At 37.3% G+C, this 13,668-nt stretch carries 11 protein-coding genes and 2 tRNA genes; 9 read left to right on the top strand and 4 right to left on the bottom strand.

The window, feature by feature from the left end; translation table 11 throughout:
- Positions 1 to 72: 72 nt before the first annotated feature.
- Both MLC52_RS03465 and MLC52_RS03470 read right to left on the bottom strand, forming a co-directional pair.
- Positions 73 to 147 (bottom strand) — tRNA-Glu (locus MLC52_RS03465).
- A gap of 98 nt (positions 148 to 245) precedes the next feature.
- Positions 246 to 321: transfer RNA gene (locus tag MLC52_RS03470), tRNA-Lys, on the bottom strand.
- Between the two features lie 154 nt (positions 322 to 475).
- On the opposite strand from MLC52_RS03470, the gene MLC52_RS03475 reads away from it, so the two are divergent.
- The 8 genes from MLC52_RS03475 to MLC52_RS03510 all read left to right on the top strand — a co-directional run bounded on the left by MLC52_RS03475 (position 476) and on the right by MLC52_RS03510 (position 9,015).
- Complete coding sequence (locus tag MLC52_RS03475; protein ID WP_346389538.1) at positions 476 to 1,477, top strand: CsgG/HfaB family protein; 1,002 nt, start codon at positions 476 to 478, stop codon at positions 1,475 to 1,477.
- Positions 1,474 to 2,466 carry an LPP20 family lipoprotein gene (locus tag MLC52_RS03480; RefSeq protein WP_434581331.1) on the top strand — a complete coding sequence of 331 codons (993 nt, stop codon included), beginning with the start codon at positions 1,474 to 1,476 and terminating at the stop codon, positions 2,464 to 2,466. The genes MLC52_RS03475 and MLC52_RS03480 overlap by 4 nt, the downstream gene beginning before the upstream one ends.
- A 70-nt stretch (positions 2,467 to 2,536) precedes the next feature.
- On the top strand, positions 2,537 to 3,484 hold the full coding sequence (locus MLC52_RS03485; protein WP_151900811.1) for an AAA family ATPase: 948 nt from the start codon (positions 2,537 to 2,539) through the stop codon (positions 3,482 to 3,484).
- Positions 3,485 to 3,494: 10 nt separating this feature from the next.
- Positions 3,495 to 4,325, top strand: a complete 831-nt coding sequence (locus tag MLC52_RS03490) for a DUF58 domain-containing protein (protein WP_434581333.1) — start codon at positions 3,495 to 3,497, stop codon at positions 4,323 to 4,325.
- On the top strand, positions 4,326 to 4,733 hold the full coding sequence (locus MLC52_RS03495; RefSeq protein ID WP_346389541.1) for a hypothetical protein: 408 nt from the start codon (positions 4,326 to 4,328) through the stop codon (positions 4,731 to 4,733).
- Between the two features lie 73 nt (positions 4,734 to 4,806).
- Positions 4,807 to 5,658, top strand: coding sequence for a vWA domain-containing protein (locus MLC52_RS03500; RefSeq protein ID WP_434581335.1), 852 nt, complete (start codon positions 4,807 to 4,809; stop codon positions 5,656 to 5,658).
- Positions 5,655 to 7,595 (top strand): VWA domain-containing protein, encoded by a 1,941-nt coding sequence (locus MLC52_RS03505; RefSeq protein WP_434581336.1) that lies wholly within the window; start codon positions 5,655 to 5,657, stop codon positions 7,593 to 7,595. Before MLC52_RS03500 ends, MLC52_RS03505 begins: the two co-directional genes overlap by 4 nt.
- The gene (locus MLC52_RS03510; protein WP_434581337.1) at positions 7,579 to 9,015 is read left to right on the top strand and encodes a BatD family protein; all 1,437 of its coding nucleotides are present in this window, start codon (positions 7,579 to 7,581) and stop codon (positions 9,013 to 9,015) included. The genes MLC52_RS03505 and MLC52_RS03510 overlap by 17 nt, the downstream gene beginning before the upstream one ends.
- Here the strand turns inward: MLC52_RS03510 and MLC52_RS03515 are convergent.
- A complete protein-coding gene (locus MLC52_RS03515) occupies positions 9,012 to 9,842 on the bottom strand; it encodes a prephenate dehydrogenase (protein WP_418641162.1) in 831 nt (276 codons plus the stop codon). The genes MLC52_RS03510 and MLC52_RS03515 overlap by 4 nt on opposite strands.
- Positions 9,843 to 9,940: 98 nt before the next feature.
- Between MLC52_RS03515 and bamA the strand changes: the two genes are divergently transcribed.
- Positions 9,941 to 12,202 carry an outer membrane protein assembly factor BamA gene (gene bamA, locus MLC52_RS03520; RefSeq protein WP_151900805.1) on the top strand — a complete coding sequence of 754 codons (2,262 nt, stop codon included), beginning with the start codon at positions 9,941 to 9,943 and terminating at the stop codon, positions 12,200 to 12,202.
- Here the strand turns inward: bamA and MLC52_RS03525 are convergent.
- Positions 12,199 to 13,665: a Ppx/GppA phosphatase family protein gene (locus tag MLC52_RS03525; RefSeq protein WP_151900804.1), complete on the bottom strand. Its 1,467-nt coding sequence runs from the start codon at positions 13,663 to 13,665 to the stop codon at positions 12,199 to 12,201. The two genes, bamA and MLC52_RS03525, sit on opposite strands and share 4 nt — an antisense overlap.
- Between the last annotated feature and the right edge of the window lie 3 nt (positions 13,666 to 13,668).

The following is a 13,668-nucleotide window of genomic DNA, read 5'->3' on the forward strand; positions in this document are numbered from 1 at the left end:
TGTTGTTCCCTCTTTATAGGATAATGTTATTATGACATAAATTTCTAATGATTGTTTGAAAGTGAGTAAAGTTGGTGACCCCGAGGAGAATCGAACTCCTGTAACATGGATGAAAACCATGGATCCTAACCGCTAGACGACGGGGCCACTTTTTGTAGTTGTTTTTTGATTAGTTGTGCCGAAGTTTAAAGTGAATCGTACATAAGGTACGTGAACTTTAATCTGAGGTGCAAATAACAAAAAAATGGTGTCCTGTGATGGATTCGAACCATCGGCCACATCATTAAAAGTGACGTGCTCTACCAGCTGAGCTAACAGGACTCTTGCCTCTTATTGTTAAGAGGTCGAAATTATAGACAAATACAATTGATATGTCAAGAAAAAAGAGTGAAAATTTATAAATTTTATAAGAAAGCATAGATTTATTTACAATTAAATGCTTTTTAACTACAATCGTTTCACGAAGAGGAGTTTTATGAAAAATATTACAAATATACTAATGGCTTTTTTTATTGTTTTTATGAGCGGATGTTCTCAGAAAGTGACTGTACAGGCACTTGAGCCTGCACAAATTGACAGAATATCGCAAACAAAAGTAATAGCAGTGACAGATTTCACACATGACAGAGTAGGACTTTCGAGAAAAATAGAGGCAAAGCTTTCTAATTTTGAGATAAACAATAAAAAATATTTTACTGTTGTCAGCAGAAACGATATAAATAAAGTTATAGCAGAGCAAAAACTGCAAAACAGTGGTCTTGTCAATGATGAAAAGATTGTCCAGGTTGGAGAACTGATAGGCGCGCAGGCTATTATTTCGGGAAATGTAAGCCCTGTTACCAAAGAAGACAGTTATTTTTATGAGGCTCGTGTCCGTTGTGCAAATAGAAAATGTACAGAACTCGAAACATACCGTGTGCGCTGTATGAAACGGCTTATAGGACTTTCTGCAGAAGTAAGAATAGTGGATGTTGCCAAAGGCGATATCATTTATGCTGATACTTTAGGCAGAACAAGTTCATTTAAGCACTGTGCTGATGATTCGCGGGCGATCCCGTCAAAAATGATGGTGGCGCAAAAGCTTGCCGATGATATAGCAGATACATTTATTTATAAGCTGACTCCGCATTACAGAAAATTTCATGTAAAATTACTTGAGGATCCTGATTTGGATTATACAGATGAACAAGAGAAACTTTTGAAAATCTCTTTAAAATATATTGAGCAGGGGCGTTATGACAAAGCAGAAAAATTTTTGAAAGAGCTGATTGATGCGACAAATATGAAAAGTTATGTGGCATTTTATGATTTGGGTGTGATAAAAGAGGCACAGGGGAAATATGAAGAGGCGAAAGAGTACTATGAATATGCGGACAATTTGATGATAGAGCCGGTTGAGGAGATTAATGAGGCTGTTGTCCGTATCAACTCTCTTATCTCCAAAAGAAAAAAAACACTTGAGCAGTTAAACAGATGAATAAATTAAGCCTACTCTTTCTTATTACAGGGCTGCTTTTAGGCGGTTGTGCTGCAAAGCAAAGAGTTGTTGTTGCAAAAAAAGAGCTTCCGTCATGGTATATGCAACCTCCACAGTCTGACAGTTCTACACTTTATGCACTGGGGGAAGGTGAAAATCAGCAAGATGCCATTACGAATGCCTTGAACCTTTTAGCCTCGACATTACATGTAACGGTTTCATCAAATTTTCATGCAAAAACAGTTGTAAAAGAGGGAAGTGTCAACAGCTCCGAGGCAACATACATCAATGAAACACAAAGCAGTGTTGAAAAAATAAAAATCAGCGAATATGAAATACTCCATACAAAAAAACTCGGCTTTAAAAGATATGCGGTGCTTATAAAGGTCAATAAACAAAAGTTGTTTCAAGGCTTAAAAAATGAACTGGACCAAAAACTGAAAATATACAGGAACAAAGTCAAAAATTTACAAAAATGTGATGCACTCAAACGCTTGGCATATTATAAAAAGATGAAAAAATCATTTACATATATACAGAATGCTCTGATAGTGATGAAAGTGCTGTATAAAGGCTTTGACGACACAAAATACATAGCATGGATGAGTAAAGTAAATGAAGAGTATGATTATCTTCTGAAACATATCAGCTTTTGGGTAAATTCCAATGTGAAAAGTCTGGCTGAACCACTCAGAAGTGCCCTGACCAAACAAAAATTTATCATAAAAAATGTGAAATCAAACATGCACTATACTGTTTTTATTCATGCAAAAATCAAAAAGGCAAGCGCGTACGGTTTTACGCTTGCCCGCAGTGAAATATCTTTTGTAACGAAAAACTATAAAGGGGAAGTGTTAGGAGAAAATGTCATACATGTAACCGGACAGTCTTCCCAGGGTTATGAAATAGCCAGGCAGAATCTTGTCAAAAAGCTTCATTCGCTCATACAAAAAGAGGGCATTTCAAAAGTGTTAAATATTGGTATTTAGTAACCGTTTACTTCTTGGGAATATACTTGCAATAATAATAAAAAGAAATAGTAATAACTGAGGTATAAAAATGATTAATAAAATACAAGAGGTAAAAAAAGAAGTTGCAAAAGTAGTTGTCGGGCAGGAAAAGATGATAGATTCTCTGCTGATTGCACTGTTGTGTGAAGGGCATATCCTTATAGAAGGTGTTCCTGGACTGGCAAAAACAACAACGGTCAATGCACTTTCAAAAGCTCTGGGGCTTGACTTTAAGCGGGCACAGTTCACACCGGATTTACTCCCTTCGGATATTTTGGGGGCTGAAATATACGACCCGCAGAACAATCAGTTTAAAATCAAAAAAGGTCCGATTTTTACAAATCTTTTGCTTGCGGATGAAATTAACCGTGCTCCGGCAAAAGTGCAGTCTGCTTTGCTTGAAGTGATGCAGGAAAAGCAGGTGACAATCGGTGATACGACATTTAAACTTGATCTGCCGTTTTTTGTCATGGCAACACAAAACCCGGTAGAACAAGAAGGCGTCTATCAGCTCCCTGAAGCGCAGCTTGACAGATTTATGCTTAAACTTGTCGTCGGATACAACACAAAAAAAGAAGAGCTTGAAATCGCAAGAAGAATTTCAAGCGGCAATTTTGAGACAATCAATCCGGTTTTGAATAAAAGCGAACTCGAAGAGCTGAAAAAAGTTGTACGCGATATACATGTAGACGAAGAAGTGGAAGAGTACATGATAGAACTCGTCAATGCAACAAGACATCCTGAAGAGTACGGACTCGAAGAGGTCAAAGAGTACATTCAGTTTGGAGCTTCTCCCCGTGTGAGTATAGACATGTTCAAAGCCGTGAAGGCGATGGCATTTATGCGCGGCAAAGACTTTGTTACTCCTGTTGATGTTGCTTATATTGTAAAAGAGTTGATGCGTCATCGTATTGTGCTTACATACGAGGCTGAGGCTGAAGGTATCACGACAGATGAAATCATTCAAAAAGTGCTTGAAACTGTAGCGATACCATAAGGTCGCCATAATGAGCAAACTACAAAAAATACTTGTACGGGCCCGCCGTCAGGTTTTTAGTGAGATGGTTGGAAACAATCCGTCTATTTTTCAAGGCGAGGGCTATGACTTTATAGAATTGCGTGAATATATGCCCGGTGACGACATTCGACATATTGACTGGAATATCACGGCAAAACTGCAAAAGCCTTATATTAAAATATTTCGTGAAGAAAGAGAGTTGAATGTAGTCGTGGCATCAATGCTCAACGGCAGTGTCTATTTTGGCTCCAAACGGTTTAAACAGGATGTTATTGCAGAAATTACAGCCATGCTGAGCTTTTCGACGATAAAAAACGGTGATTTGCTGAGTTCCTACATCTTCAGTGATAAGCTGGAATCTTTTTTAAAACCGAGTAAAAAGCTTTTTCAGGTCCATAAAAGTACGAATGAAATTTTGGATTTTGATCCTTTGAACAAAAAAGCAGACTATAAAGTTTTGGCAGATACTCTGTTTAAAAGGCTCAAAAGAAAATCTTTGATTGTCATTGTCGGTGATTTTTTTGAAATTCCAGATTTTAAAGTATTGGCAAAAAAACATGAAGTCGTTGCGGTTATAGTACGGGACAGGCTGGAAGAAAAACCGCCTGAAATGGGGTTTACTTCTTTGGTTGATCCTGAAAGCGGTGCTGTGTTGGAGGGTGATTTCAATGCCCAGACAGTCAAAGAGTATGCAAAAAAAGTTTTGGTTCATGACAGAAAACTCTATGCAACATTCAGAAAACACCAGATTCGATTTACAAAAGTTTATACAGACGGAAAAACCGGTGTTTCCTTACGACGATTATTTGAGGGCAGATAGATGCAAAACCTACAACAAAATGAAATTCCTTTGCATGATATTAAGCCGCTTATAGAGATACATGAGTACTCTTTATATTATCTTATCGGAGTGAGCCTTTTAGTTGTTCTGATACTTTCGGGTTTTATATATTTGGCATACAAATGGATGCAAAACAGAAAAAAATACAACAAAAGAGCAGAGCATTACAAGAGGCTATTTTCGGTAGACTATTCAAATCCGAAAAAAGCGGCATATGATTTGACATTTTACGGAGCAACTTTTAAAGATGACAGTGAACGTCATTTAAAAGCCTATGAAAATATGTTGCAAATACTCCAAAAATACAAATATAAAAAAAATGTAGAAAATTTTGATACAGATACTTTACATGTAATAGAGTTATATAAGGGAATGATAGATGTTTGACGGCATATATTTCGAATTTCCAAAATTACTGTTTGTTATATTCTTTTTTATAGCATGTGAAACACTTTGCAAAATGAAGCTGCCTTCAATTTACTTTCCGCATGCTTCACAGTTTATGAAGAGCAATGTTTCTGCATCAAAACTGCTTTTCTTTTTAAAATGGCTCACAATTGTTATGATGATTTTGGCACTTATGTCGCCGGTAAAAGACGAACCGTATGAGTTGAAGCCAAAACACGGGCATGAGATAGCCCTTATTCTGGATGCTTCGGGTTCTATGAAAGAGCGTGGATTTGACCCGCTCAATCCCGCTGCATCACGCTTTGATGTTGTGAAATCAATTGTACGGGATTTTATAAACAAAAGAGAAAATGACAATATGGGACTGGTCGTTTTTGGTTCTTACTCTTTTATCGCTTCACCGTTGACATATGACAAGCATATACTGTCCCGCATTGTTGCTCAGCTTGAAGTAGGAATGGCGGGAAAATATACAGCCTTGTATGAAGCATTGGCACAGGGAGTGAACCTGTTAAAAATGAGCAGGGCAAAATCAAAAGTGGCTATTTTGCTTACAGACGGCTACTCCACAGCCGGAGTGGATAAAATTCCTTTGGATGTGGCACTGGATATTGCCAAAAAAGAGGGGGTAAAAGTTTATCCGATAGGGATAGGCGCTCCTGACGAGTACAACAGAGCCGTGCTTATGAAAATTGCAAAAGAGACAGGCGGTGTTGCCTTTGGTGCTGCAAATGCCTCACAGCTTAAAGAGGTCTATGAAAAAATTGATGCACTGGAAAAATCAGAGATAAAAAATGAAACATTTTCATATAAAAACTATTACTATTTTTATCCGTTGTTTATAGCATTGTTGTCTCTGCTGCTTTATGTCTATTTACGAAATAAAAGAGGGAGTGTAATATGAGTTTTTTACATCCGGAATTTCTTTACTATATGTTACCGTTAATTGTTATACTCTTTGGATTGTTGCTTACACAAAAAGAATCGCATGCAACATTTTTTTCAAGCGAGGTGATGCAAAGACTCAGAGTCTCTTCAAACACCTTGACACTCAAAGCAAGAAATGCACTCTTTTTTCTGATTGCTGTATTGATGACACTTGCTTTGGCAGGTCCTGTCATCAAAGACGGAAAGATTGAAGTGACGGCTAAGAGTGCTGATATTATGATAGCTTTGGATATATCAGATTCTATGTTGGCAGAAGATGTTTATCCAAACAGATTAAAACTGGCAAAACAAAAGGCTCTTGAACTCTTGCGTCTGGCACCAAATGAGCGCATCGGTGTGATTGCATTTGCAAAAAATTCCTATCTGGTGTCGCCCTTGAGTTTTGATCATGAAGCTGTTGCTTTTTTACTGAAAAAACTTAACACGAATTCTATAACAGAGCAGGGCACAGACTTTATGTCGATGCTGCAGGTTGTCGATAAAAGTATAAAAAAAGATGCAAAAAAATATTTGTTGATATTGAGTGACGGCGGAGACAAAAAAGATTTTTCTCAAGAGACTGCTTTTGCAAAAAAGCATGACATAGAGGTTTTTGTGCTTGGTGTAGGCACACCGCAGGGAGCACCGATAAAGCTTGAAAATGGAGAGTTCATCAAACAAAACGGAAAAATCATTGTTTCAAAACTCAATGATAAAATTGCAGACTTGGCAACAAAAACAGGTGGTGTTTATATTGAAAGTGTCAATTCTGATGCCGATGTCAAAGCAATGCTTAAAGAGATTGAGCGTCACAGTAAGAAAAAAGAGCTCAAATCCGAGCAGATTGAAAAATATATACCATTGTTTTATTATCCTTTGGGACTGGCACTTCTGCTACTGCTTATAGCGACATCTTCTATGAGTAAACGGGTAAAAGTCGAGGTGCCGGGATTGTTTGTTTTAGCCATTTTGCTCGGAAATCCTGCTCCGTCATATGCGGGATTGCTGGACTTTATGCATCTGGATGAGGCAAAAAATGCCTACAAACACAAGGAGTATGAAAAATCGGCAAAAATATATGACAGTTATGCAAAAAAGAGCAACCACAGTGAAAGTTACTATAATGCAGCCAATGCCCTGTACAAGGCCGGAAAGTACAAAGAAGCGGTTCGAAATTATGAAAAAGCAACTTTTGATGACAAAGCTGCACGTGCGAAAAATTTTTCAAATATGGGTAATGCCTATGCAAAAATGGGTGATGAAGCAAATTTGAAAAAGGCGATAGAATCTTATGAAAAATCTTTAAAACTTCATGAAGACAAAGATACAAGAGAAAACCTTGAAGCCGTAAAAAAAGCCTTAAAGAACAAAGAGCAGAAGAAACAACAGCAGAAAAACAAAAATCAGAAGAACAAAAATCAGAAAAAACAGCAGCAGAAGAATCAGAAAAAACAGCAGAACCAGCAGAATAAAGATAACAAAAAGAACGAAAAAAAGCAGGATAAGAACAACCAAAAGAACAACCAGCAGCAAAACAACAAGCAAGATTCCAAAAACTCCAAAGGCAAAAAAGACAAAAAGAGTGAGCAGAGAAAATCTCAAAAGCCGAGCGAAGAAGAGAAAAAGCAGCAAGAAAAGAATGGCGAACAACAAAAAAATCAGAAACAAAAAGAGCAAAAGAAAAAAGAACAGCAGCAAAAATCTCAGCAAAAGAGTGCGGAGAAAAAACAAAAAAAAGACAAAAAGAAGTCTGCTTTCGCATCGGCTGCACAGGCAGAAAAAATGAAAAACAGGATGAGTGATGCAGAAGAGGCAAAATGGCTCAAAAGCCTTAATAATGAACAAAGTACGTATTTATACAGATTAAACCAAAGTAACAAGAAGAAGGAAAACAGTAATGAAAAACCTTGGTAAAATAATAATAATTTTTAGCCTGCTCGCAACGGCAGGATATGCAAAGGTTGTGGCAAAGGTATATCCTAAAAGCGTTGTCAGCGGAGAAGTCGCAACCTATACTCTGACAATTACAGGCGGCGAAGTCAATAAACCGCTTATCAGTACAATATGCGGCAGCAATGTATTGGGGACAAGTTCTCAGACAAGTATTGAGATGATAAACAATGATTATAAAAAAAGCTATGTACTGAGTTATCAGTTTATGCCGCAAAAAAGCTGTGTGATTTCACCGGTGAGTGTTGAAGTAGATGGAAAAACAGAGCAATCCAACAGTGTAAAAGTAACGGTAAAACCGGCAGTACAGGATAAAAATGCCGATTTTGTACTGAATTTGATTCCCTCAAAAACAGAGTTGTTTGTGGGGGAACCGTTTACGCTCAATCTGGTGCTGAAACAAAAAGAAGATGCCGAAGCCGTTGACAGTAAATTTATAGCGCCGGATTTTAAAGGCTTCTGGATCAAAGGCGAATCACAGGCAACAAGAACTCAAAAAGACGGGTATGTCATCACAAAAGCAAGCTACAGACTGGCTCCGCAAAGAGAAGGAAATCTTACAATTAAACCGGCACAGCTTAAAATTGCGACAAGAATTTCTTCAAGGGATGTCTGGGGAGGTTTTATGCCTCAGATAAAATGGAAGAGCTATTTTTCAAATCCGGTGGAGTTACATGTAAAGCCTTTGCCTAATAATGCAAAAATAGTCGGTAACTTTACAATTGAAGCGACTGCCGACAAATTGGAGATTAATCCTAATGAAGCAGTGAATGTTACCGTCAAAGTGACAGGTGAAGGTAATTTGGAAGATATTAAGAGTTTTAAACCCTATATACCGGGTGTAAATGTTTTTGATGAAAAAATAAATATCAAAGGCAATACTCTGACACAAAAGTTAGCCTTTGTTTCAGATAAAGATTTCACAATTTCGCCTTTTTCACTGGCATTTTACAATCTTAAAACAAAACGGGTAGAAAAAATCTCTACACAGCCCATTCATATCAAAGTAAACGGTGCGGTGAAAAAAACAGCATTGAAAATACAAAGAGAAGAGTCTGTTCAAACTCCTGAACAGCCTTTACATGTAAAGAACAGAGCAAAAGTCTATGACAAACTTTCTATAGGTATAGCTTTTGTTGCAGGAGTTATCATTGGAATATTGATTATGATATTTGCAAAACCGGTGAAATTTTTGAAAAAAGAAAGAGTATTGAACCTCAATGATGAAAAGCTGTTGCTTATAAAACTGTTGCCGTATAAAGACAAAGATAAGGAAGTGAAAAAAGTTGTAGATATTTTGGAAGCTAATCTTTACTCTTCAAAAAAAGAGAAGATAGATAAAAAGCTTGTAAAAGAACTGCTGACAAAATATGATATATCCTAATCCAGGATATCATGCAGTTTGTTGGCATTGGCCATCTCTTGATGGACTTTGTCCCACTCTTCGTTTTGAATGTTTTGTTTGAGATTTGTAAGCTCTGTTTCAAAAAGTTCTATAGCTTCAAGCAGATTCTCTTTGTTCTGTCTGAAAATATCTTCCCACATATAGGGAGAACTCTTTGCCAGACGACTCATGGAACGAAACCCACCTGCAGCCAAGGCTAAAATTGTGTGCTTGTTTTCCTGCTTTAACACAGTGTTGGCAATAGAATAAGAGATGGCATGGGGCATATGTGAAATAAAAGCGGCATGACGGTCATGCTCCTGAGACTTCATAAAATGTTTTTTCATATGCAGCGATTTAAATATTTTTTTGGCAATCTTTGTCTGCAGTTCTCCACTCTCTTCAAGATCGCACAATACAACAACCTTGTCGTAGTAAAGATTTTCAACCGCGGCATGCGGACCAAAGTTTTCTGTTCCGGTCATAGGGTGTGCGGCTACAAAGTTTTTGCGTATCTGCGGCGGGACAGAGGCTACAATTTTTTCTTTTGTGCTTCCCAGGTCGATAATGGTGGTATCTGGCCCGACATCCGTCAGTTCTTTTAATATTTTAATTACACCGTTGACAGGAATGGCAAGAAAAATAACATCACACTTCTTCACCTCTTCAAAAGAGACTATTTTGTCTACCAGTCCAAGGCAAAGGGCATCCTGTGTATGCTTTTGATTATGATCATAACCTACAATAGAGTCAACATAATTTTGTTTTTTTAATGAAAGGGCAAGGGAACCTCCCATCAAACCTAATCCAATAATTGCTATATTCATGTTTATTCTTTGTGTTAATTTGTAAAATTATACTGAATTTACTTAATATTAACCACATAATGGGTAAAATCTTTACTAATTTTTTAAATGGAATATGAATGAAAATACTTTTGTCTTTTTTGCTGGTTGTATTGACAACTAATATATATGCGCGTGTAGTGAAAACTATTGATTATAATGGATTAATCCACCTTTCCAAGCCGGTTGCCTTGAGAATTTTAGGATTTGGCGAAGGTGATGACATAGACAAAGAGATGGTTGACAAAGCGATTAAAAAATATTTTGATCAAGGCTATTTTAATGATATCTGGACAGAATTTGATGAAAAGGGAAAACTGACTTTTTATTTTAAAGAAAAAGCAATTATCTCCAAGGTGGAACTCAAGGGCTGGAAAGAAGATGATGATGAAGTCAAAGAGTCTGTCATTCAAATCAAAAAAGGGTCGTTATATGATGAAAAGAAAATTGAAGCTGCTAAAAAAAGAATCATTGACGCAATTTCACAAGAAGGTAAAATTGACAGTGTTGTAGAAGTTGAAACGACATATTTGGAAAACGGAAGTGTAAAAGTTACTTTTGTTGTGAATGAAGGCGAAGAAATTATTATCAAAAAATTACAATACAGTGGTGTATACGGCTTGGATCCGGATGATTTTGATGATGTTATAGCCAATAAAGAGCAAGAATTCATGGGCTGGTTCTGGGGACAGAATGACGGTAAAATGAGTCTGAGAGATTTGGAATACGATAACCTGAGAATACGTGACTATTATATGCAGTACGGGTATCTGGATGCGAAAGTAGATGAACCTTTTGTGCGGGTTGATTTTGACAACTACAGTGCTGATATGAGTTATCTGATTTCAGAAGGCAAACCATATAAAATAAGCAAAATTTCCGTCAATCAACTTGTCCATGTTGCAGATGATGCAAAATTACGAGATGCCATCTCGCTGAAAAAAGATGAAACTTTCAATATCAAAACTTTTAGAGAGGACTCAAAAAAGATTAAAACACTTGTTGCAGACCTTGGTTATGCTTTTGTTCAGGTAGTGCCTGACTTGAAAAAAGACAAAGAAAACCATACAGTTGAAGTAGTGTTCAAAGTTATACCCGGAGAGAAAGTAAGAATCAGAAATGTATTGATTTCAGGTAATAACAGAACACTTGACAGGGTAATACGTCGAGAGTTGTATTTGGGACCGAATGATATATACTCATTAACGGATTTGACAGATTCCCGTGCAGCACTTGGAAGGCTTGGTTTTTTTGACAGCAATACAATTGAGGAAAAAAGAATTGACAACAAGACTATGGATTTGATTGTAAAAGTCAAAGAAGCACCAACCGGTAATATTCAGTTGGGAGGCGGATACGGAAGTTATGGAGGACTGTTGCTGAGTATCGGGGTAAATGATAGAAATATATGGGGGTCGGGTATTAATGTCGGCATTAAGGCTGAAAAATCCCAGACAACACAAAACTACTCTTTTAATATTTCGAATCCTCGTCTCAATGACAGTGATTTCAGTGGAAACTTTTCTATTTATCAGTCAGCTTTTGATTATATTGACTATTCTGTTGTAAGCAATGGTCTGAGTATGGGAATAGGACACAGGTTTACACGCTATATCAGTGGTTATCTGGGATATGCTTATTCAAGTAACAGTTATACTTTTGGAGATGACTTCAATGCTTCTGTATATGGCGGGATCAATCCGTTTGAAGCTTTTACAAAAAGCAGTGTTTCTGTGAGTATAAAATGGGATAATACTGATGATTATTATCTTCCTCGTAAAGGATTTGAATTGTCCCAGAGTCTTGAAAAATCAGGGCTTGGCGGTACGGCTGACTTTATAAAGGCAAGAACAAATTTTGCCAAATACTATGGACTTCAGGATCTTCTTGGATTTGATGCTATTTTTAGATACAAAGCCAGATATTATGCAATTATAGACAACGGATACATTCCGCTTGCCGAAAAGTTCTATATGGGCGGTATAGGAAGCGTGCGAGGGTACCAGGCCTATACACTCTCTCCGACTGTAGCGGATGCTACTGCAGTGGATGGAATAAGAAGAGTGGGCGGAACACAAACTTTTTCAAATAATATAGAATTGAGTATGCCTTTGATACCAAAAGCAAAAATGCGTATAGTGGCTTTTGCAGACTGGGGAATGATTTCGGATAATGTAACAGATAATTTACTAACCAACAATATTTCAAGAGCCGGATACGGGCTTGGACTGGAGTGGTTCTCACCTGTCGGCCCGATTCAGCTAATGTTTGCCCGTCCGATAAACCCTCAGGATGGCGACCAGACTGCAAACTTTGAATTTACAATGGGACAGAGATTTTAGAATTTTACGCTAAAACTGTTATGTTCACATTCTAGTTTCAGTACGGCTTCTTTGGCGAGATAAAGTTTTTTTGAAGAGTTTACATGTAATGTGTTTTTTTCAAACACTAACTCAAAATCCAGGTTTCTTGGCCTGTGGCTTAAGAGTGCTATACTTAAAGAGAGCAGAAAACTGAGTGTTTTCGTAATCTGTTCTTTGGGAAGAAGTTTTTTGTAGAGTTGCAAATGGGTACTCGATGGCAGTTTGTTTTTAGCGTACTTTGTCAATGTGGCAATGAGCATGATGTCGTGATGTCTGAAACCAAACTCCAGGGCACTTTTTATCAAATAATAGGTATGCTTGTTTTGGGAATAAAAATGGACACTGCTTCCTGCGGGATATAGTTTTGCGGCTAAGGCAAGATTGTATCTGTATTTGTAATCTATACCAAAATATTCATGGGTTAAATCAAAGAGTTTTTTAGCCAATAAGCTTAAATTATTTGAAAACTGTCTGTCTTTTATGTGCGAGTCTATAATATAGCGCACGGAGGTATTGTAATTGTGCGGAAATTTATGTTTGGAGTTCCTTAGCAAATCACTCAGATATACACCCTCTCGTACACCTACACCGCTTGTAATCACTTTTGAGATATTTATCTTTTTGATAAGTCTTTGTAAAATAAGCGTACCGGGTTTAATGACATCAAATCTGTTACTGTTGATAAAAAGGCTTTTGAGTTCTTTGTTGCTTTTTGCATTGAGCAGTTCTTCTATAAACTCCTGCAAGAGAGTGACCTTAAATTCATAAGCGTGAAGTTTATTCAGCGGATATGTTTCTCTCTTCATGATAGAACTGGATATTGCCCGAAATGTTCCGCCGATTCCGATGAGTGTTTCAACTTTCATAGCAGGAAGCATTTGGAGTTGTTCGTCAATATACCTGATGGCACCTTCTATGTCATCAGCATCAAAATAAAGCTCTTTAAGACGTACTGTTCCAAGTTTGAGAGATAGAGGATGGGAGACATTGTTTTTGTCTATATAGGCAAGCTCAGTAGAACCGCCTCCTATATCTATGCTGAGTGCATTTTCCTGCATTGGCAAAAGATTGGCACAGGCAATGCCTCCGAAGTACGCTTCTTTTTCGCCACTGATAATTTTTATATTGAGTTTGAGTTCTTTTTTTACTTTTTGTAAAAAATCTTTTTTATTGGGGGCATCTCTGAGTGCCGAAGTTGCAACACAAAAGAGTTTGTTTGTCTTAAAAGAGTTGCTGATCTGTATAAAGTCACTCAGTGCATCAAAAGCTCTTTGCATAGGAACCTCTTGCAGAGCTCCTTCGTGTTTGTAGGCATCTTCAGAAATTCTGACCTTTGACTTCTCTTCATGAAGCAAATGAAAAGCAAAACGTGACACTTTCTCATATATCACCATTCTCACTGAATTGGAGCCTATGTCTATGATTGCAACACGCTTTGCCAAAGA

This window comes from Sulfurimonas sp. NW15 (assembly GCF_051132285.1).
In the GTDB taxonomy this organism is placed as follows: domain Bacteria; phylum Campylobacterota; class Campylobacteria; order Campylobacterales; family Sulfurimonadaceae; genus Sulfurimonas; species Sulfurimonas hydrogeniphila.